Below are 19,266 nucleotides of genomic sequence, written 5' to 3' on the forward strand. Positions count from 1 at the left end.
TGCCCTTAGCACTGTCAGTCTCCAAACTGCAACGCATGCAACTGTGCATAAACACCGCCGCTCTCGAGCAGCGCAGCGTGTTTCCCTTGCTCTATCACCTTACCCTCGTCTATCACCAGAATCTGATCAGCATTTTCAATGGTCGACAACCTGTGTGCTACGACAATACTGGTGCAGTGTTGTTGCAGTTTTTCCACTGCGTCCTGAATAAATCGTTCTGATTCCGTGTCCAGCGCCGACGTCGCCTCATCCAAAATCAGAATAGGCGCTTTAAGCAATAATGCACGGGCGATAGCAATGCGCTGGCGCTGACCGCCTGAAAGCATTAAACCGTTTTCGCCAACCACTGTGTCTAAGCCCTTTTCTAAACTTTCTGCAAATTCAGTCACATGAGCAATACGTGCAGCCTCTTCAATATCTTGACGGCTCACTTTATGCAAAGACCCATAGGCGATATTGTTTGCAATACTGTCGTTGAACAAGGTAACGTGCTGAGACACAACAGCAAACTGCTGTCGTAACGCGGTGAGTTTATAAGACTGAATATCTTTACCATCGATTTCAATCACGCCTGATTGCGGTGAGTAGTACCGTGTTAACAAAGACGAAATCGTAGATTTACCACTGCCTGATTTCCCAACAAGGGCAATACTTTGACCAGGCTTGGCATGGAAAGCGACCTGATTGAGCACAGGCTCTTGCGTGTCTGGGTAAGTAAATTCTACACCTTTGAACTGGATGTCTCCTTCAATGCGTTCAGGGGCATAAGAACCCTGATCAGACTCGCTCTGTTCATCCAGCACCGCAAAAATACTGCCACAAGCGGCCAGTCCTTTTTGCAACTCATTGTTAACTGTGGTGAGTTGTTTAAGCGGTTTTAACAACATCACCATACAGATAACGACATTGATAAATATGCCTGCTGTTAATTGCTCTGCCATACCCGGCGTACTGGCAATAAAGAGTACCGTAGCCAGTGCAATAGATGCGATCACTTGTATTGATGACACGCTGAGAATTTGTGTGACGGCCAGCTTCATAGTTTGCTGGCGATTGGTGTTATTCTTCTCTGCAAACCGGTCTTGTTCAAGCTTCTGCCCACCAAACATCAACACTACTTTGTGTCCCTTAACAGCTTGCTCAACCGCAGTGGTCAGATTGCCCATCGCTTTTTGAATATTTTGGCTCACTTTCCTAAATCGTTTGCTGACAAATGACACAATGATCGCAACGACTGGGCCGATGAGTAAAAAAATTAGAGAGAGTTGCCAAGAATAATAAAACATGGCAATCAGTAATCCGAGAACGAGCGCCCCTTCCCTCACAACGATAAGGACCGCTCTACCCGCTGCGGCCGCTACCTGTTCGGTGTCATAGGTAACTTTGCTTATTAGTGTGCCAGCAGACTGTTTGTCGTGGAATGAAACGGGCAAATGAATGTATTTTTCAAATAATTGCTGACGCATTTTCATGACAACTTGGGACCCTATCCAGTTCAGTGTGTAGGTTCCCATAAAGTTAAAAACACCACGCAAAATAAACAAAGGTACGATGGCATAAGCCGCTAATCGCAAATAGCTGTAGTCTTTGTTGGCAAGTGAGTCGTCTATGATGGGCTGTAGTTGCGCAATGACAAAAGTATCTAACGCCGAATAGCCGACCATACCAATAGTGGCAATGAAAAATAGGAATTTATAAGGTTTGAGATAACTCAAAAATCGCCGAGCATTGCTTTTGCTGTGTTCGACACTACCGTGTTCTTGATGCATATTTATAGCTTGTTGTTATCGTTGCAGGGGTAAGTTTACCTAATCAATTCGTTGATAGCGACTTATACCACCTTGGTTGTAAATTTGCTCTGGCAGTTACAACGTTTATTGGCCTTCCGAAGTTAGCGCTGTTGAGCTCGAATCGAACAAAACCGTCTAACGCCGTGTTAAGAATAATAGCGCCAGCCTTCTGATAACGTGTAACAACTTCATCATGAGGAAAGTGCCAGCGATTTAAATACCCTGTTGTAAATACAACATATTGGGGTAAAACAGCATTTATAAAGGGGGAAGTCGATGAAGTCTTACTGCCGTGATGCGGTGCAATAAGGATATCGGCGGACAAGTCATCGCCTAATGCCAGTAACTGTTGCTCGGCCTCAGCTTCAATATCACCGGGAATAAGTATACGAATGCCGTTATCTTCTACCATGAGCACACAAGAACGATTATTGGGCGTAAACTTGGTTGCCTTTGATGTAGGCCACAATACTCGGACGTTTACTTGGCCAAGGCGCCACCGATCGCCACGTTGACACCCTCCATCAGGAGAGCGCCAGTGTTTGATCAAACCAGACTCCATCAAGTATTCGCTGCCTCCAGCATGGTCATTGTCAAAATGGGTAAGCACCCCCATCAAGGATACATTAGGGTAAAAGCGCTGTAAGTTCGGTTGTAATACTGCCTCAGCCATACTGAACCCACTGGGATAACTCGGTCCAGTGTCTACTAACATAGCAGTGTTTGCTGCTCTCACGACCAAGGCATTACCTTGTCCGACATCGTATACTTCAAGGGTCCAAGAGCTGTCTTCAAATGGCGTGCTTTGAGTGCGCATTAAGGTTAAAACAGCGCATATAGCGATTAAGGACATTAGCCTGCGTTGATAAGAAAACCGAGGCAGTAAAAGTAGAAAAAGTAAAAAATATAAGACGACTAACGGTTGGCAATCGGGCTGAACTCGCCAATAAAGCGCATTCATGCTTTGTAACAGGTCAATTAAAAACACTAGCGCGTAAGAGGTTGGCTGCAACACTATGTCTGCTGCAGAAGGGTAAATCAGAAGTAATAACAGACTAATGAAACATGCTGGCACGATCAAAAAAGTAATAATCGGAATAAAAAAGATATTGGCAACAGGTGCTAGCCAGTAAATATTACCAAACACCAACGCACTTATTCCCATCATCAAACTGCACAAACCTATCTGCAATTTCAGTAGTGTCAGCAGACTCGGTAGCCAGCCGGCTTTGGGCTTGTCTTGTAGCCACAGCAACAACAAAATCATGGCAACAGCACTAAAACTCAAATACAAACTGATGCCGTAAATCGAAAAAGGAAATAGCATCAAACATATCGCCAAGCCACATTTAAGCAGCTGAGAAGGCGAAATGTAAGCATTGCTGCTGATAATCAGACTCACAACAGACATGCCACACCAAGCCCTGACCAAGGTCAATGGCATCGCGCAAAGTACCACATAGCCACCCGAGACGATTATCGTCGACCATAACACAGGCGCGGTTATATTTACGGAAGCATTTTGGCGGTGAAATTTCCCAATTGCAAACCAGACAAACTGCGACGCCCACCAGCAAATAGCAAACACAATGCCCATATGAAGGCCGGAAAGTGCGAATAGATGAGACAGGCCAAACCGTTGCAATAAAGACCAATCAGCTTTATCAAACTGACTTCTGTCAGCAAGCATTAGTGCTCTCACCCACTTTTCGCCTGGCAACGCCAGTTTTTGTAACCGCGCGCTTATCGTTGAAGCAAGATCATTTACAGGTTGAAGTAGCGCGTTTTTATCACACCGGATGACATAACCCGTAGCAATAATGCTTTCACTGACCAACCAACGCCAGTAGTCAAAACCCATAGGATTCTGCAGGCCGTGTGACGGTTTAAGACGCACACATAATTGCACCTGCTGACCGCGTTGGAAGTGAATTCCAGTATTGTACCAACTCACTCTCACATTGCCCTTGGCTAAGCGATGATGCAAGGTGTTAAGTGCGATTGTGTATTTGCTGGAGGCCGGATGATGCTGCGCAGATAAAATTTCACCTTGAATTGTGACATCTTGTTGAATTTCTGTATTTGGTAGTTGCCATCCGGCATACCAATGTCCTACACTCGCGAACCAGATAAACCCAATTGTCCCACCTGCGAAATACGGGAAAAAGGGCGTTAAGTATTTTTTCAAGCGATCGTGCAAGGCAATAAGCAAAATCAGCAGTGAACCTATACTTAATAAAAAAGTCTGAGTGGGTAAGACATGCCAGAACTGGGACGTTAGTGCGACGATAATGAACCCAGATAAAGCGTTACCCCATGCATTTAGCATTGTTTATTACCTAGTCCATCTAAAGACAAAAGAGTGGCTATGCCAAAGAAGTTCATAAGACGCTTTTTGCCCGACCATAAATCGGTGAAAGAAAACAAGGCTCTACGTGTCTTTGGCACTCTATTGCATGACCCAAATCTCTGGCATCTAAACCGCAAATCTGCATCGGGTGCGTTTGGCATTGGATTATTTTTCGCATTCTGGCCAGTCCCTTTTCAAATGTGGCTTTCTGCGGCCGTTGCTATTCCACTGCGTGTAAACCTTCCGCTGTCTGTCGCGACGTGTTGGATAACCAACCCTTTTACCATGCCGCCTCTATTTTATGCGGCTTATAAAATAGGTGCGACTGTGCTTGGTGTTCAGACAAAAGGATTTCAATTTGAACTCAGCTGGACCTGGCTAATGAACAGTGTCAGTACAATCGGCCCTGCGTTCTTATTAGGATGTTTTATTTGCAGCGTTATTGCAGGTGTAGCGGGTTACTATGGCCTAAACTGGACGTGGCGTTACTCGGTCAGAAAATCGTGGCAACACAGACAAAGGCTCAGACAAATAGAAAAAAGGGCTAAATAAGCCCCTGTCCTTCTAAAAAAGTGATTAATGCCGCTTCATCCCATATTTCAATGCCCAAATCTTGTGCTTTGGTTAATTTGGAACCGGCAGCCTCACCAGCAATAAGCCGATCAGTTTTCGCAGACACACTTCCTGTGACTTTTGCTCCAGCCCGCATCAACAAGCTCTTTGCATCGCTTCTTGATAGTTTTGAAAGGGTACCTGTGAGCACCACAGTTAACCCTGCCATTGGCAAATCTTCTGAGCGTGCAACTTGCTCTATTGCAGGCCAAGATACACCGGCTTGAATAAGACCGTCTACAACCTGTGTGTTGTGTTCTTCAGAGAAAAAGTTGACGATATGAGCAGCAACAACCTCTCCAACATCCTGCACTTCGATAAGTCGTTCTTTGTTGGCTTCTGCAAGATGCTCAAGCGACGTAAAATGCGTGGCCAAGTTGTGTGCAGTAGCCTCGCCCACTTCCCGAATACCCAGTGCATAAATGAATTTTTCCAGTGTAGTTGTCTTGGCGTGTTCCAATGCTTTCAACAAATTTGTTGCTGACTTTTCCCCCATCCTCTCTAAAGAGATTAACTGCTCAAGGGTAAGACCAAACAAATCAGCGGGCGTGGCAATTAACTCGGCATCCACTAATTGATCCACCAGCTTATCGCCGAGTCCATCTATATCCATGGCTTTTCTGGACGCAAAATGTTTTATAGCCTGCTTGCGCTGAGCACCACAAAACAGACCGCCTGTACAACGCAATACAGCCTCGCCTTTCACACGCTCGACATGAGAATCACAGACTGGACACGAAACAGGAAAGCAGATAGAAACGGCATCCTCTGGCCGTCTCTCAAGTATCGCAGAAACCACTTGAGGAATGACATCGCCTGCACGCCTCACGACAACGTGATCACCAATTTTTACACCCAATCGCTCAACTTCATCCTGATTGTGGAGGGTAGCATTTGACACCGTGACCCCACCGACAAATACGGGTTTTAATTTTGCAACAGGGGTAATTGCCCCCGTTCGGCCCACTTGAAATTCAACATCAACTAACTGTGTAATCTCTTCTTGCGCAGGGAATTTTTGTGCAATTGCCCAACGTGGCGCCCGAGCAACAAAACCCAGCCGCTCCTGAAGCGCAATGTCATCGATTTTAAACACTACTCCGTCAATGTCATACGGCAAGGCTATACGCTGTTGTGCAATCTCTTCATAATAATCAAGACAGCCTCGCGCACCCTCTGCCACACTGACCTCTGGGCAAAGGGGTAGCCCAAAGCGATTTAATAAGTGCAATCGTTCACTGTGTTTATCAGGAAGGTTCAAATCACTGCTCACCTCTCCCAACGAGTAGGCGTAAAAGCGCAAAGGACGTTTGGCGGTTATACGCGAATCAAGTTGGCGCAGGCTGCCTGCCGCCGCATTACGAGGGTTGGCAAACACTTTTCCACCCGTGCGCTTTTGACTTTCATTCAGGCTATCGAAACCCGATTTAGTCATAAAGACTTCACCACGAACTTCCAGCCTTTGAGGTAACGCATAAGTGGCATCTGAAAGTTTCAAAGGCACGTTAGCAATCGTTCTCACGTTTTCTGTTATGTTTTCACCTACTAGGCCATCCCCTCGAGTAGCAGCCTGTATGAGCACACCATTTTCGTAAATAATACTCACTGCCAAACCGTCTAACTTGGGTTCACAACTGAATGACAATTCATTGTCATTTTTCAGTCTGTCAGCAACCCGTTTTGTAAACGCCGTGAGCTCTTCTGCGTTAAATGCATTGTCTAAAGACAACATAGGCACGTTATGCGTAACCTGTTCAAAAGCCGAAAGCGGCTGCGCCCCTACCTTTTGTGACGGCGAGTCAGCCGTCTTTAACGAGGGATATTCAGCTTCAATATTCTGAAGCTCTCTGAGTAACCTGTCATATTCACTATCAGTGACACTGGGTGCATCATTGACGTAATATTCAACATTGTATTTATGCAGCAACGTGTGCAACTCGTCCACGCGTTGAGCCGCACTTTCAAAAGATAATGTCATGAGGGTATAACCTAATTGGAACTGCGAGCGATAATGCGCTGTCGCTCAAACTCTCTGATTTTTTCGCTGTAACGCTGAACACCTTGCTTGGTCAACACTGAACGTCTTCCATCGAGAACTTGCGCACCAAATTCATCGGCAATTTTTCGTGCAGCGTTGTGCATCATGTTGAATACCTGATGCGGGTCGCCCTCAATCGGCAATACCATAAACAATGAAATGCCGGGGGTAGTAAAGTTCTCTAAGTTGTCCAGCTCAAACACGCCAGGTTTCACCATGTTCGCCAGACTGAATAACACAGGCCCTTTTCCATTTGCGTTCACATGACGGTGGAAGATGTCCTGTTCACCAAACTTAAATCCCAAGGTTAGCAAAAGCGGTAGTAGCGCAGCGCCTGATAATGGATTTTCTTCGCCTGCTCTAACGTTCAACACCAAAACCTCTTGTTCTTGGGGTTCTGGCTGCGCAGCCACTTCGGGCTCAATAGAGGCACTTACAGGTTGTTCGTCAACGGCAGAGAAACTGGGTTCATCAAAATCAATTCTCATCTGATCTTCGCCCAATGTTGGCTCTTTGCGTTTTCTTGAAACGCGCTTTTTCAATGTCCGCTTAGAAGGACTCGCCTCTGTTTCTGACATTGCAGGTTGCGCATTGTCTGAGTGCGATAAGTCAAACTGCGGCGTCTCTTTCTTTGCAGATGTTGCAGGCTCAGATGTGGCAGACTCCTGAAGCAAAAACTCGGGGGGCTCGGGAATATCCTCTTCGCCATTGTCTTTGTTTGAAGCCGAGTTGTGCACATTCAAATGCGGCTTGGGTTGAGACACTACACTGGCATACACCGGCCCCTGAACATTTTCCTGTTCTGGCTCGATATCAAGATGCGCTTTAGTCTGCTCCGTGTCTTCGGCTTCTTCCTCGTCTTCCTCGTCTTCATATATGGCGTTTAGCTCTTCTGGTTCGGAATCAGGCTTTTGTGTCAACACGGGTTCAGAGATCACTCGGACAGCACCGACCCCGAGCTCATCAAAGCCCTCGTCATCAGCCGTTTTAGGTTCAATACGTGCCTGATGCGCAGAGTGCATCTCTTGCCTTGAAGCGGACTGTTTGCGCATTTTCCAAATCCCGTGCACCAACACCGCTACGATAAAAAGTGAACCTATGACTAAAAAAGCAATTCGTAACTCTTCCATTATTTTCCCAGTTAATTAGGCCTGTACCATGGATACGGCTTCGTCTACGTCTACTGCAACCATGCGAGAAACGCCTGGCTCGGCCATTGTAACACCTGTTAAATGGCTGGCCATTTCCATCGCTATTTTATTGTGTGTAATGTAAATGAACTGCACTGAATTCGACATTTCAGACACCAAGTTACAAAATCTTCCCACATTGGCATCATCCAGCGGCGCATCAACTTCGTCCAATAAACAAAAAGGTGCGGGATTAAGCCGAAAAATTGCAAACACCAATGATAAAGCGGTCAGCGCTTTTTCTCCACCGCTAAGCAGATGGATTGTACTATTTTTCTTGCCCGGCGGTCTTGCCATTATCGTGACACCGGTCTCTAGTAGATCATCATCAGTCAACGCGAGATAGGCTGAACCCCCTCCAAATACCTTGGGGAAAAGCGATTTTAAATCACTGTTAACCTGGTCAAATGTGGTGCTAAACCGTGTTCGAGTTTCTTTGTCTATTTTTCTTATGGCGGATTGTAGCGTCTCAAGTGCGTCGTTCAGGTCATCATTTTGATCATCAAGATGCTTTTTTCTCTCTGCCTGGACTTTGTATTCTTCAACCGCAGCTAAATTAACCGCACCCAAGCGTTTTAAGGAAGCGGTGGTCTGCTCAAGCCGTTGCTGCCACGTGTTTTCTTGTGCATCCTCGGGCAACGTTTCCATGGTCTCTTTGACCGTATGTCCTGTTTCCTTGAGCTGCTCTAACACCCCTGAGGCTCTTACCCTGAAGCCTTCAGCTTCAAGATTGAGACTTTCCTTAATCGAAGATTGTGCCTCCATCTCTCGTTGGATCCCTTGTTGATCCTGTTGTGCCTTACTCAGCCAAGCTTCTACTTCAGACATTTGCTGCTGAAGCACTAGTAGCTGCTCTTCTGCTTCGGCACGAGCTGCTAACCACACTTGAAGCTGTTCATCGTCTGATTCAACCGGATTCGACAGTGCCAGCTTTTCCTCAGCCAATTGCGATTGTTCATCCTTCCATTCCTGCAACTGACTTTGCAGTCTGCTTACAGACTGCTGCACATGATCAACCTGTTGAGTCAGTGCATTTACTTTGAGCGTAGTCTCGTGATTAGATTGGGTAACAACATCATATTGCGTTCGCGCCTGACTCACTTGAGACTGTAAGTCTGCAAGCTGCTTTTCAACATCATCTTGGGTTGTTTCGAGTTCGAAAATTTCTGCTTCCAGTAATTCAACACTTTCAGACAATTTTTCAAGTTGCATTTGCTCTTGCTCTAACAATGCCGCTTGCTTTTCCAGCTCCTCATCTAGCTTTGTGGCCCTTGCCTGATTCTGTTCCACTTGCATGGCAACAAGGCCGTGACGCTGCGTAACATCAGCTAGGCTGGCCTGACTGTGGCTCAGAGCGGTATTACTTGCATCGAGCTGTTTCTCTAAATCTGCAAGCGCCGAGCGCTCGCTGTGCAATGCTTGCTCAGCATGGTCTAAAGCTGCTTCAGACGTTTTCTTTAATTGGTATTGCTCAGTGAGTTTAGCTTGTCTTTGCAGTGCCCCGCTCGCCAGCTGTCCAGCCCCAAAAATAGCCCATTCATTGCTTAGCCATAACCCTGATCGTGCAATGACACTTTCCTCTGCCTCTATTGATGGCAGAAGCGAAAATGCCTCCTCATCTTCATCAACACAGTGTATGTGATTGAATAGCAGAGGCACGCTGACTGAATCACACTGTTCGGCAAGCGTTCCAGACCGTTTTTGGCTGGTAAAAGCCTCAGAAAACACCACTCGCTTGCTGTTTGGCAGGGTATCTGCTGGGCTATCATCGGTTATCACCGCCATTGATGACGTAATAAGTGGCTCCCCCCAATGCGCCAAGACTTGCTCTACCAATGGCTCAAAGCCCGGTTTAACTGTCAGCGATTGCCAAAGTGGCAAAAACTCATGGTCGATATCTTGTTGTTGTTGCAGTGCCTCCAGCGCATCTATCGTTGCTTGATGTTTGTTGCATAAAGCCTGTGCACTTGCCTTGATGTCTTCAGCCTGTTGCACTTTTTCGCGTTGAACAGTGACTTTCTCTTTTACACGCTCAACATCGGCTTTGCAGCTATCTACCTCTTCCTTAGCCTGCAACTTAAGCTCTTCCAAACTTTCTGACTGCGCGACTAACATTTCATCGGTCGCAGTGCGCTTTTCTTCTTCCAACTCTCTCAGTCGTTGTTGTGTCCGCATCTGCATGGACATAGTTGACTGGATCTTGCCATGACACGCTTGTGCATCGCGTTTTTTCTGGTGATAACGCTCATCGTTTTGACGGCGATTTTCAGTAAATAACTGCAATGCCTCTTCAGCGTCTTCTCGGCGGGCTTGTAATTCGCCTTTTTGCTCAGCCAACAAGGCCTGCTCAGGTAACAAGGCATCTAACTCAGATCGCGCTTCAGATAGCTGCGCATCGAGCAGCGTCTTTTCTTCGGTACCTTTCTCTACTTTGCTCACCAATTGCTGGTGCAAGGCATCAATCTGCTTAATCCGTTGTTCGCGATACTGACCGGCTTCCTCAGCCCGCGTGATTTGTGTGGCGAGCTTGAAAACCGTTTGTTGTGTATCGTCCATAGCAACGTTCAATTGACGTTGCTTTTCACGGTACGTCTCAATACCAGCTTCGTCGCCATGGTAACGCGCTTTCAAGGCTTCAAATTCGTTTTCACTCTGCTTTATCTTGTTGTCAAGCTGTTGTATTTTTTCGTTTAAGCCTAAATAGCGAATGACTGCCAGCTCACTTTTCAGCTGTCTTTCCTGTTTTTTCAGTGTGGTATAGCGTTCAGCTGCTGCCGCCTGTCGCTGAAGTTTTTCTAGTTGCTGACCCAGCTCACTCCTAACATCCGACAACCGGTCAAGATTCTCTAAGGTATGACGAATTCGTGTTTCAGTTTCTCTTCTACGTTCTTTGTATTTAGATATCCCTGCTGCTTCTTCGATGAAAACGCGTAGCTCTTGTGGCTTTGATTCAATAAGACGTGAGATCATGCCCTGTTCAATAATGGCGTAGCTTCTAGGGCCAAGGCCCGTACCTAAGAATAGATCCGTAATATCGCGCCGGCGACAACGGGTACCATTGAGGAAATAGGTTGATTGACCGTCGCGTGTCACTAGACGCTTTACAGAGAGTTCAGCGTACTTAGCGTATTCACCTGATAAGCGACCTTCGGCATTATCAAAGACCAGTTCAACGCTACATTGTCCGACAGGTTTTCGCGACGTGGAGCCATTGAAAATAACATCAGTCATGGCATCACCGCGCAGGTTTTTCGCAGAGCTTTCGCCCAATACCCATCGTACGGCATCAATCACATTGGATTTACCGCATCCATTTGGCCCAACGATAGCAGTCATGCTACCTGGGAAAGGTATAGAGGTAGGCTCTACAAAGGATTTAAACCCTGCAAGCTTGATCCGCTTTAGACGCATTAACGCACATTTATTGTTGTAATCAACTGAATGTAACAAAGTTCAAGGTTGGTAACAATTCAGAATTGGCAGCGCGTGCCTGAGTGATTAAACTGGTAATACAGTACGTTAGAGGAGTTGAATGTGGAGCACGGCGGCTTTCATTATTTTATATCGGGTTTTACCCTTATTCGCACTAAGGGCCTTAAACGGTTTGTGTTTATCCCCATGACGGTAAACCTGATTTTGTTCGGTGTTGCCTTTTCTTGGTTGTTGGCAAATTTAGGTGAAAGTATTACTTGGCTTATGAGCTTTATTCCAGAGTGGTTAGGGTGGTTTAAAGAGGCACTAGCCTTTGTATTGTGGCCACTGGCTATCATCAGCTCACTCCTACTCTTTGCCATTCTATTTGGCACATTGGCAAATATCTTTGCTGCCCCTTTCAATGGCCTTCTTGCCGAGAAAGTAGAACGGCACCTGACACAGCAACCTTTAGGTGATGATGGTTTTATGGCACTGCTCAAGGATGTGCCAAGAATGGTGAAACGCGAAATAGTAAAACTGATTTACTACCTGCCACGAGCGCTTGTTTGTCTTTTTTGTTTACTCTTTATTCCGCTGATTGGCCAATTAATTTGGTTTTTATTTGGCGCATGGATGATGGCCGTACAGTATTGTGATTACCCTTTTGACAATCACAAAATTGGCTTTGATGATATGCGCAATCAATTAAAATCAGAGCGTATTAGAAATGTCTCATTTGGTATGGCTGTGAGTATTTGCTCATTCATCCCACTACTCAACCTCGTTGTTATGCCCGTAGCGGTTTGCGGCGCGACCGCATTGTTTGTTGACAGATACCGTACCAAAGGCCTATCCCCTGACGTAGCGATGAGTACACCCCGCCATAATGACTGATACATAGCAGGAATATTGTTGGTGTCATGATGCTCCATAAACGTCATGCCACCGACGGGTTTGTATGCGGAAACATCACTTTGCTTACAGGTATTGGACTTATAAATACCAGTGTAGAAAGGGTTACGTTGCCACATACTCACCTGTTCCATTGATGAGTAGGCAATCACCCCATCAAACACCAGGTTAGTCGCTTTTATATTTCCACAATAGGCATCTGCATTCCGTTTATTGAGCGCATATTCGTCAACAAAGCCGGCAAAGTGCGCCAATTCATGGACTAGCACACTGTACTCATCGGCGGCATCCAAAAACATCACACCGGTTTGCGCGTTGGCTTTGCCCAGTTGGGCAACGACGATGAGATGTGTCGCTGAACTATTTATTAAAGACTCTGAAAGCGGATTGATATCACACCCTAACCGACGCTCGTCATTCCAGTTAACATCACATTCAAGTGGTTTGGAAAACCATATCGGATCGGATAAACAGATCCCCAGATCAGAAAAACGTTCGTCTTGCCTGAACTTGTGCACCTGTTTTATAGCCGTCATCATAGATTCAATACCGTTTGCAATAACGCCTACTCGCTGGTGACATACCTGTTCGTCAAAAGTGAAGTTGATCGTGTCCTTAATTGCACGTGGCGGTGACGTATTTATCATGTTCAACCGCGCTATGGCTGGTTCATGTTGAAGGCTTGCGGCTTTTGACAAGAGTTCAATACTGCGTTTTTGCTCACCCCTATCCCACACGATTCTGGCCAATGTGGTTTGACTCCGCGGATCAAATTCAGCCGCCCTAACCAACCATGGAAACGCCTGTTCATTTTGCTGTTGAATGAGATGCCAATCGGCCAAAGCAACCTGAGCTTCAGGTAAGCCCGCCTCTGCCGCCTTTTCAAGCCACAATTGTTTTGTTTGTGGATGAGTTTGTAACAGTGCGAATGCATATTGGGCTGCAGCGATATTACTGTTGGCAGCCATAGACAGCCACTGCAGTGACTGCGGAGCGTCTGGATTAGCCTGGTAACGCTGCCAGGCTGACTCAGCATCACCCGTTGCCAGTAGACGGTCCAACCAATAGTTAGCATTGGCCTCTAACGCGTTTTGTCGTAACTGCGTGCGAGCACCATCCAGTGCTAACTCAACAGCAAGCCAGTTCAATTGCAGTCGCGCAGACGGCGCCAGTTCTCCGTTGAGGTTGAATTTGATACTGTCAGGTGAGTGGCTAACGCTTGAATACAGTGCAATTAGCACAACAACACAAAGCGGGACCGCTTTGATAGCAAAAGATAACTTCATCACTGGTTCTGAACTTTTCTCGCTTCTCTGACGCGTGCCAGTTCCAATCTTGCATATCTGTGCTCGACGTATTCAAACACATTGGTACTCAGAGCAAGCTTAAAATAGCTCAGTGCCTTACCAAAATTTCCCAATGCCTGATGATATTTACCCAGATAAAAATAGGCTTCACATAGTCTGTAAGTGAGCTGCTGCTGACTAGTAATACCATCTACTAGGCTTATCAATACTTCATTTTCTGTCATTTCACCCAGAAACAAAGATACCAGCCCATTGGCCCAATGCTGGGGGTCTAACGCCTGTCTATATATGGCCAATTTTTGTTGCGCCTGGATGGGATCAAGCTCCTGAAGCGCGATATAGGCCCAGATTATTCTGAAGGGGTCAGAGGGGTCTTTTTCTATAAAAGACGCCAAATCATTAACCGCCAATGCTGCTCGCCCGCCATAATACAGGGCAATACCTCTATTGAGCAGAGCGAAGTCGTACTCAGGATCAATCTCCAGTGTTGAATCAAATGCTTCGTAAGCCTGCTCAAATTCACTGCGCTGTATATAGTGTACTCCCAGCGAGTTATATACAGCCGCCATATCTGGCTTCAGCTCTAATGCCTGGTTAAAATCAAAACTTGCTAAACCGGTGAGCCCAACACTGTCATAAAGTAGGCCCCGTTGATAGTGCAGCTCTGCTTTATCTTCAGCATTAAGGTCTTGCTGTTGCAGAATGAATGAATATCGCGCAATCGCCATTTGCGCGCGCGGATCAACGGGCGCGGGTTCGGCGAGTAGTAGATTACCCATCTGGGATTGAGATGGCCGCTTTGCCGTTGCTTCAGGTGTTGTCGTGCAACCTGACAACAGGCTACAAGATAAAAAAAGGCCGCAAACCAAGGGTCTAAGAGACATTTACACCTACGTGATTTTACAATTGAGACTATGAGTCTACCTTATTCCATGACGCGAAGGTACCTTTTGCAAGGTGTAAGTCTATTGCATTTTAAAAATCAAGCGGGCTTGCTTTCTAGCATCAATGATGCCGTATTGCTGTTTTAATTGCTTAAGAAGCGTTGCATTTTCAAGTAAAAACGCGTCTAAATCTGCCAGTAATTCGGGAAAGTGAACCGTCGTCAAATGAAAAGCAACCACATCATGAGGTAAAAAAGGCGACATGCGAATATCAGTAAAATCAGGGTGGTTTTTTTTGTGCCATTCAACAACTGAATATTCCAGATCGGTCACCTGTGCTCGTTTTGATACCACGAGACGCAATGCCGCCACCGCGTCTGTAGTTTCCAGTAACATGATGTCACCCCTGTCGATTCTGCTCTGCCAGAAAACAGGCGAAAAACCTGATGGAACACTCAAACGCTCCACGTCATCTATGCGCAAATTATAATCAGAGGTATGCACGAATGATGCACCTAAAACTTCGTAAAACGCGTTGCTATAGTGCTTTTTTACACCTTTAAATTGCTGATTAAACCACTTAGGATTATCTGGAAATACAAAGTCGATACTGCCTGCTAACAGCGCTTTGTGAAGCCGTTTAATAGGCAAAGCAACATATTCGAATTCTATTTGTCGGTCTGCTGCATATAACTCTAGTAGGCGCCAGATCGCTCCGCGTTCTACCTCATTGTCGAAATCATAATGTGGCAGATAGGCGATATCCTGAGCGCCAACCGTATAGGTCGTCTTTTCTTTGGTAGAGGCACTGGCCACAGAAATCATGCATAAACACAACAAAGTGGCCAATTGTTTCATTAGTTTTTGCCCTTGTTAGCTTGTTTAGCCGCGAGTGCCTCAAGCTGTTTTGGTGTCGCATCGCCCTGATAATTAGCTTTCCACTCGCTGTAAGGCATCTTGTAGACGATTTCTCTGGCTCGTTCATAATCCATGTCCACGCCTTCCTGCTCAGCAGCTGACACGTACCATTTTGCCAAACAATTCCGGCAAAAATCGGCCAATAGCATAAGCTCAATATTCTGCACATCCTTGTTGTTGTCAAGGTGGTTCAATAATCGTCTGAAAACAGCAGCTTCAATGTTCGTTTGTTTGTCCGACATAAGGACCTCCAAAAACAATAAAAGAGCGAAACCGCCCTTTTATTCAAATTAACCAACGCAAGGCTTTTACTTAGTCTTGTGAATCAGCGTCTTCAGATGAAGCCTGTTCATTTGACTCTGCCTTTGGCTCTTCCCTAGGTTCAGCCTTAGGCTTTTCAAGCAGTTCCTTTATGCTTAAACGCACACGGTTTTGACGGTCAATTTCCATGACCTTCACGTCAACCATCTGCCCTTCTTCAAGGTAATCGGTCACTTTATTTACGCGTTCATGCGCAATTTGTGAAATGTGTACGAGGCCTTCTTTACCCGGAAGTACTTCAACAAACGCACCAAAATCAACAATGCGCGTAATCTTACCGTTGTAAGTCTTGCCCACTTCAATCTCTGCAGTCACTTGCTCTATCTTGCCAATAGCAATGTCAGCTTTCGCGCGTTCTGTTGCAAAAATCTTAATGGTACCGTCGTCTTCAATTTCTATATTGGTGTCTGATTCTTCAGTAATTTGACGAATCATTGCACCACCTTTACCGATAACATCACGGATCTTGTCCTGATCAATTTTCAACGTATAAATACGTGGTGCAAATTCGGACATTTCTTCGCGGTGGCCACTGATTGCCTGATCCATGACACCCAAAATATGCAGTCGCGCTTCTTTCGCTTGCTTCAATGCGATTTGCATAATTTCTTTTGTGATGCCTTCGATTTTAATGTCCATTTGCAGTGCAGTAATACCGTCTGTAGTACCCGCCACTTTAAAGTCCATATCGCCTAAGTGATCTTCATCACCTAGGATGTCTGACAATACAACGAAATTATCATCGCTTTTTACCAAGCCCATCGCGATACCCGCAACAGATGCCTTAATGGGCACCCCTGCGTCCATCAAAGCCAATGATGTACCACAGACAGAAGCCATTGACGATGAACCGTTTGATTCTGTGATTTCAGATACCACACGTACCACATACGGAAACTCTTCTTCACTAGGCATAACTGCCTGAATACCACGTTTAGCCAATCGACCATGACCGATCTCACGGCGTTTTGGCGAGCCTATCATGCCTGTTTCGCCTACACAGTATGGAGGGAAGTTATAGTGCAGCATGAAACGACTGTCACGCTTACCCTGTAATTCGTCGATCATTTGCGCGTCACGCTCGGTGCCCAAAGTCGCCACAACCAATGCTTGTGTCTCACCGCGGGTGAATAATGCAGAACCGTGAGTACGCGGCAAAATGCCAGTTGCCACGTCAAGCGCTCGGATCATAGCGGGGTCACGACCATCGATACGTGGTTCACCCGCTAAAATGCGAGAACGAACAACGTCGCTTTCCAGATCGTGAAGCATATCCGATGCTTCCTTCATATCTTGTTCAGGATTTGCTTCAAGCAACGCTGCCAACGCTTTTTCGGTCACCTCAGTAACAGCATCTTTACGTGCTAACTTGTCAGAAATCTGATAAGCAGCCGTCATGCCTTCTTTGGCAAGTTCACTGACCTTGGTTTTCAAATCAGTATTTTCAGGTTCTGGCTGCCAGTCCCACGCCTCTACACCCGCTTTTTCAGCGAACTCTTTAACTGCATTAACTACAGTCTGGCTTTGCTCGTGACCAAACATAACTGCGCCTAGCATAACGTCTTCTGAAAGTACGTCTGCTTCAGACTCAACCATAAGAACCGCACTTTCTGTGCCGGCTACAACAAGGTCAAGTTCAGAGGAGGCTTGTTCCTCTGTACGCGTATTTAAAATATATTCGCCGTCTTTGTAACCAACACGAGCTGCGCCTACTGGACCATTAAATGGGATACCAGAAATTGCCAGTGCTGCCGATGTACCAATCATCGAAATAATATCAGTTGGGATATCGGGGTTAGAAGACACAACGGTGATAACCACTTGTACTTCATTCTTAAACCCTTCTGGAAATAGAGGGCGGATTGGGCGGTCTATCAAACGCGCAATCAGAGTTTCGTTTTCGCTTGGGCGGCCTTCACGTTTGAAGAATCCACCTGGGATTTTACCCGCGGCATAGGTCTTCTCTTGATAGTTTACCGTTAACGGGAAAAAATCTTGGTCTGCTTTGGCTTCTTTTTTACCAACAACAGAAACCAGTACCGAGGTGTCATCCATACTTGCCATAACAGCTGCGGTAGCCTGACGTGCAATTACGCCAGTTTCAAGTGTGACAGTATGCTGTCCATACTGAAACGATGTTGTAATAGGAGTCACTTTATGTCCTTTTCAAATTTAATATTATCGCTTTTTAACGCGGCGCATAGTATAGCTGTGAAACTCCCTTAGTTAAAGATTTCATCGCGCGCAGTATCACAAACTGCACTGATAGCTGGGTGAGTTACCTTTCTTTCAGCCGAAATAGCGTAAAACCGATGCTTGATTTCGTCGGTTCTTCCTATAACTTCAACAGCATATGTCTCACAGACCTCCTCTTCGACAATACTGGGCATCATGAAGACACCTAACCCGGTATGACCAAATGCCTTGGTTAGAGCACTGTCATCGAACTGGCCTTTAATCTCGGGTACGATTTCATGTTCAGAAACCCAAATATCAAACAATTGCCTGATCGCATATTGGCGAGTGGGGACTAGCATAGGTGCCTTATTTAGGTTGGCCGGAAAGTCACTGCCAAGTTTTTGCGCCAAAGGAGGAAGTGCAAAAAAAGACACACCACATTCACCCAAAAAATGATTAAAGGCCTTCACACTGTATGCCGCACTGAGAGGCGTATCTGATAAAACCATGTCTACTTCATGAACCGCCAGCTCGGCAAGAATGCTCTCGATCGGGCCTTCTTTACACGTCAAAGTGATATCTGGGCAATCGCGAATAGCAGGCTCCAGCATCTTATACACTATTGTCTTGGGGATCGTACTGGCTGCGCTCACGATAAATTCAGAACCACCCGCCACGACGGAGCCTCTCAGTACATCAGAAAGCTCTTTGCCCAACGCAAAGATATCATCCGCGTACCGAAGCACCAGTCTACCTGTCTCAGTCAACTCCAACCCTCTTCCCACTCTGTCGAATAGCGGCTGATTGAGTCTGTCTTCAAGCAGCGCCAACTGACCGCTTATTGTCTGTGGGGTAATATGTAAACGATTTGCTGCCTTGGCAATACTTCCTTCTTTTGCAACAACCCAAAAATAGTGTAAATGCTTATAATTAATGCTGTCTGCCATGTTTAACACTCAAAATTTAATTATCAGTTTTATATACTAGTTAGAGGGGCTGATTGTTCACTTTTTTCGATCAAAAAGGTGGCAAGCCACAGGGATGGCTCACCAAAGAGGAAGCTGCGCGTTTGTATGCCCAAAACAAAGCCATATTTGAATTGGGTGAGAATGAATTCATAATGCACGGGGCAAAACACCTGGACTAATGTAGCCACGGCTTGTGCCCGTTGCAACCATGCCAAAGGAGCCCTAACGCCAGAAGAAGCGAAAGAGGCGAATATGCCACTTATCGCAGTGCCTTTTGAACCCAACCTTTACGAAAAGTTTTATCTGAAGAACCGACGTATACTCGCCGATCAAATGGCATTTCTCAGTGGGCACTTTACCCCAACCCGACAATGGCAGTAGTAA

Annotated in this window: 13 protein-coding genes; 3 read left to right on the forward strand and 10 right to left on the reverse strand. The window is 46.0% G+C overall.

Annotation, left to right across the window (positions count from 1 at the left end):
- Positions 1–14 precede the first annotated feature (14 nt).
- Both msbA and DRW07_RS08855 read right to left on the reverse strand, forming a co-directional pair.
- On the reverse strand, positions 15–1,769 hold the full coding sequence (gene msbA, locus DRW07_RS08850) for a lipid A export permease/ATP-binding protein MsbA (RefSeq protein WP_124027508.1): 1,755 nt from the start codon (positions 1,767–1,769) through the stop codon (positions 15–17).
- 43 nt (positions 1,770–1,812) lie between these two features.
- Positions 1,813–4,119, reverse strand: coding sequence for a DNA internalization-related competence protein ComEC/Rec2 (locus DRW07_RS08855; protein WP_124027509.1), 2,307 nt, complete (start codon positions 4,117–4,119; stop codon positions 1,813–1,815).
- Between the two features lie 39 nt (positions 4,120–4,158).
- On the opposite strand from DRW07_RS08855, the gene DRW07_RS08860 reads away from it, so the two are divergent.
- Positions 4,159–4,692, forward strand: a complete 534-nt coding sequence (locus tag DRW07_RS08860) for a DUF2062 domain-containing protein (protein ID WP_124027510.1) — start codon at positions 4,159–4,161, stop codon at positions 4,690–4,692.
- Here the strand turns inward: DRW07_RS08860 and ligA are convergent.
- Genes ligA through smc form a run of 3 tightly spaced genes read right to left on the reverse strand, consistent with a single transcriptional unit; the run spans position 4,685 to position 11,391 of the window.
- Positions 4,685–6,730 (reverse strand): NAD-dependent DNA ligase LigA, encoded by a 2,046-nt coding sequence (gene ligA, locus DRW07_RS08865; RefSeq protein WP_124027511.1) that lies wholly within the window; start codon positions 6,728–6,730, stop codon positions 4,685–4,687. The genes DRW07_RS08860 and ligA overlap by 8 nt on opposite strands.
- Before the next feature lie 11 nt (positions 6,731–6,741).
- Positions 6,742–7,920: a cell division protein ZipA gene (zipA, locus tag DRW07_RS08870; RefSeq protein WP_124027512.1), complete on the reverse strand. Its 1,179-nt coding sequence runs from the start codon at positions 7,918–7,920 to the stop codon at positions 6,742–6,744.
- Positions 7,921–7,935: 15 nt separating this feature from the next.
- Positions 7,936–11,391, reverse strand: coding sequence for a chromosome segregation protein SMC (gene smc, locus DRW07_RS08875; protein WP_124027513.1), 3,456 nt, complete (start codon positions 11,389–11,391; stop codon positions 7,936–7,938).
- Between the two features lie 123 nt (positions 11,392–11,514).
- Between smc and cysZ the strand changes: the two genes are divergently transcribed.
- Entirely contained in the window at positions 11,515–12,288 is a 774-nt protein-coding gene (gene cysZ, locus DRW07_RS08880) for a sulfate transporter CysZ (protein WP_124027514.1), read from the forward strand.
- Between the two features lie 1,303 nt (positions 12,289–13,591).
- Here the strand turns inward: cysZ and nlpI are convergent.
- From nlpI to nhaR, 5 genes are all read right to left on the reverse strand, one after another.
- Entirely contained in the window at positions 13,592–14,497 is a 906-nt protein-coding gene (gene nlpI, locus DRW07_RS08885; protein WP_124027515.1) for a lipoprotein NlpI, read from the reverse strand.
- Positions 14,498–14,578: 81 nt separating this feature from the next.
- Complete coding sequence (locus tag DRW07_RS08890) at positions 14,579–15,355, reverse strand: hypothetical protein (RefSeq protein ID WP_124027516.1); 777 nt, start codon at positions 15,353–15,355, stop codon at positions 14,579–14,581.
- The gene (locus DRW07_RS08895) at positions 15,355–15,657 is read right to left on the reverse strand and encodes a DUF1244 domain-containing protein (protein WP_124027517.1); all 303 of its coding nucleotides are present in this window, start codon (positions 15,655–15,657) and stop codon (positions 15,355–15,357) included. Before DRW07_RS08895 ends, DRW07_RS08890 begins: the two co-directional genes overlap by 1 nt.
- A gap of 70 nt (positions 15,658–15,727) precedes the next feature.
- Complete coding sequence (gene pnp / locus DRW07_RS08900; RefSeq protein WP_124027518.1) at positions 15,728–17,890, reverse strand: polyribonucleotide nucleotidyltransferase; 2,163 nt, start codon at positions 17,888–17,890, stop codon at positions 15,728–15,730.
- Positions 17,891–17,958: 68 nt separating this feature from the next.
- Positions 17,959–18,861 (reverse strand): transcriptional activator NhaR, encoded by a 903-nt coding sequence (nhaR, locus tag DRW07_RS08905; RefSeq protein WP_124027519.1) that lies wholly within the window; start codon positions 18,859–18,861, stop codon positions 17,959–17,961.
- Positions 18,862–19,134: 273 nt separating this feature from the next.
- Between nhaR and DRW07_RS18615 the strand changes: the two genes are divergently transcribed.
- Entirely contained in the window at positions 19,135–19,263 is a 129-nt protein-coding gene (locus DRW07_RS18615; RefSeq protein WP_377923178.1) for a hypothetical protein, read from the forward strand.
- Positions 19,264–19,266 lie beyond the last annotated feature (3 nt).

The organism is Paralteromonas sediminis (assembly GCF_003820355.1).
Lineage (GTDB): Bacteria > Pseudomonadota > Gammaproteobacteria > Enterobacterales > Alteromonadaceae > Alteromonas_F > Alteromonas_F sediminis.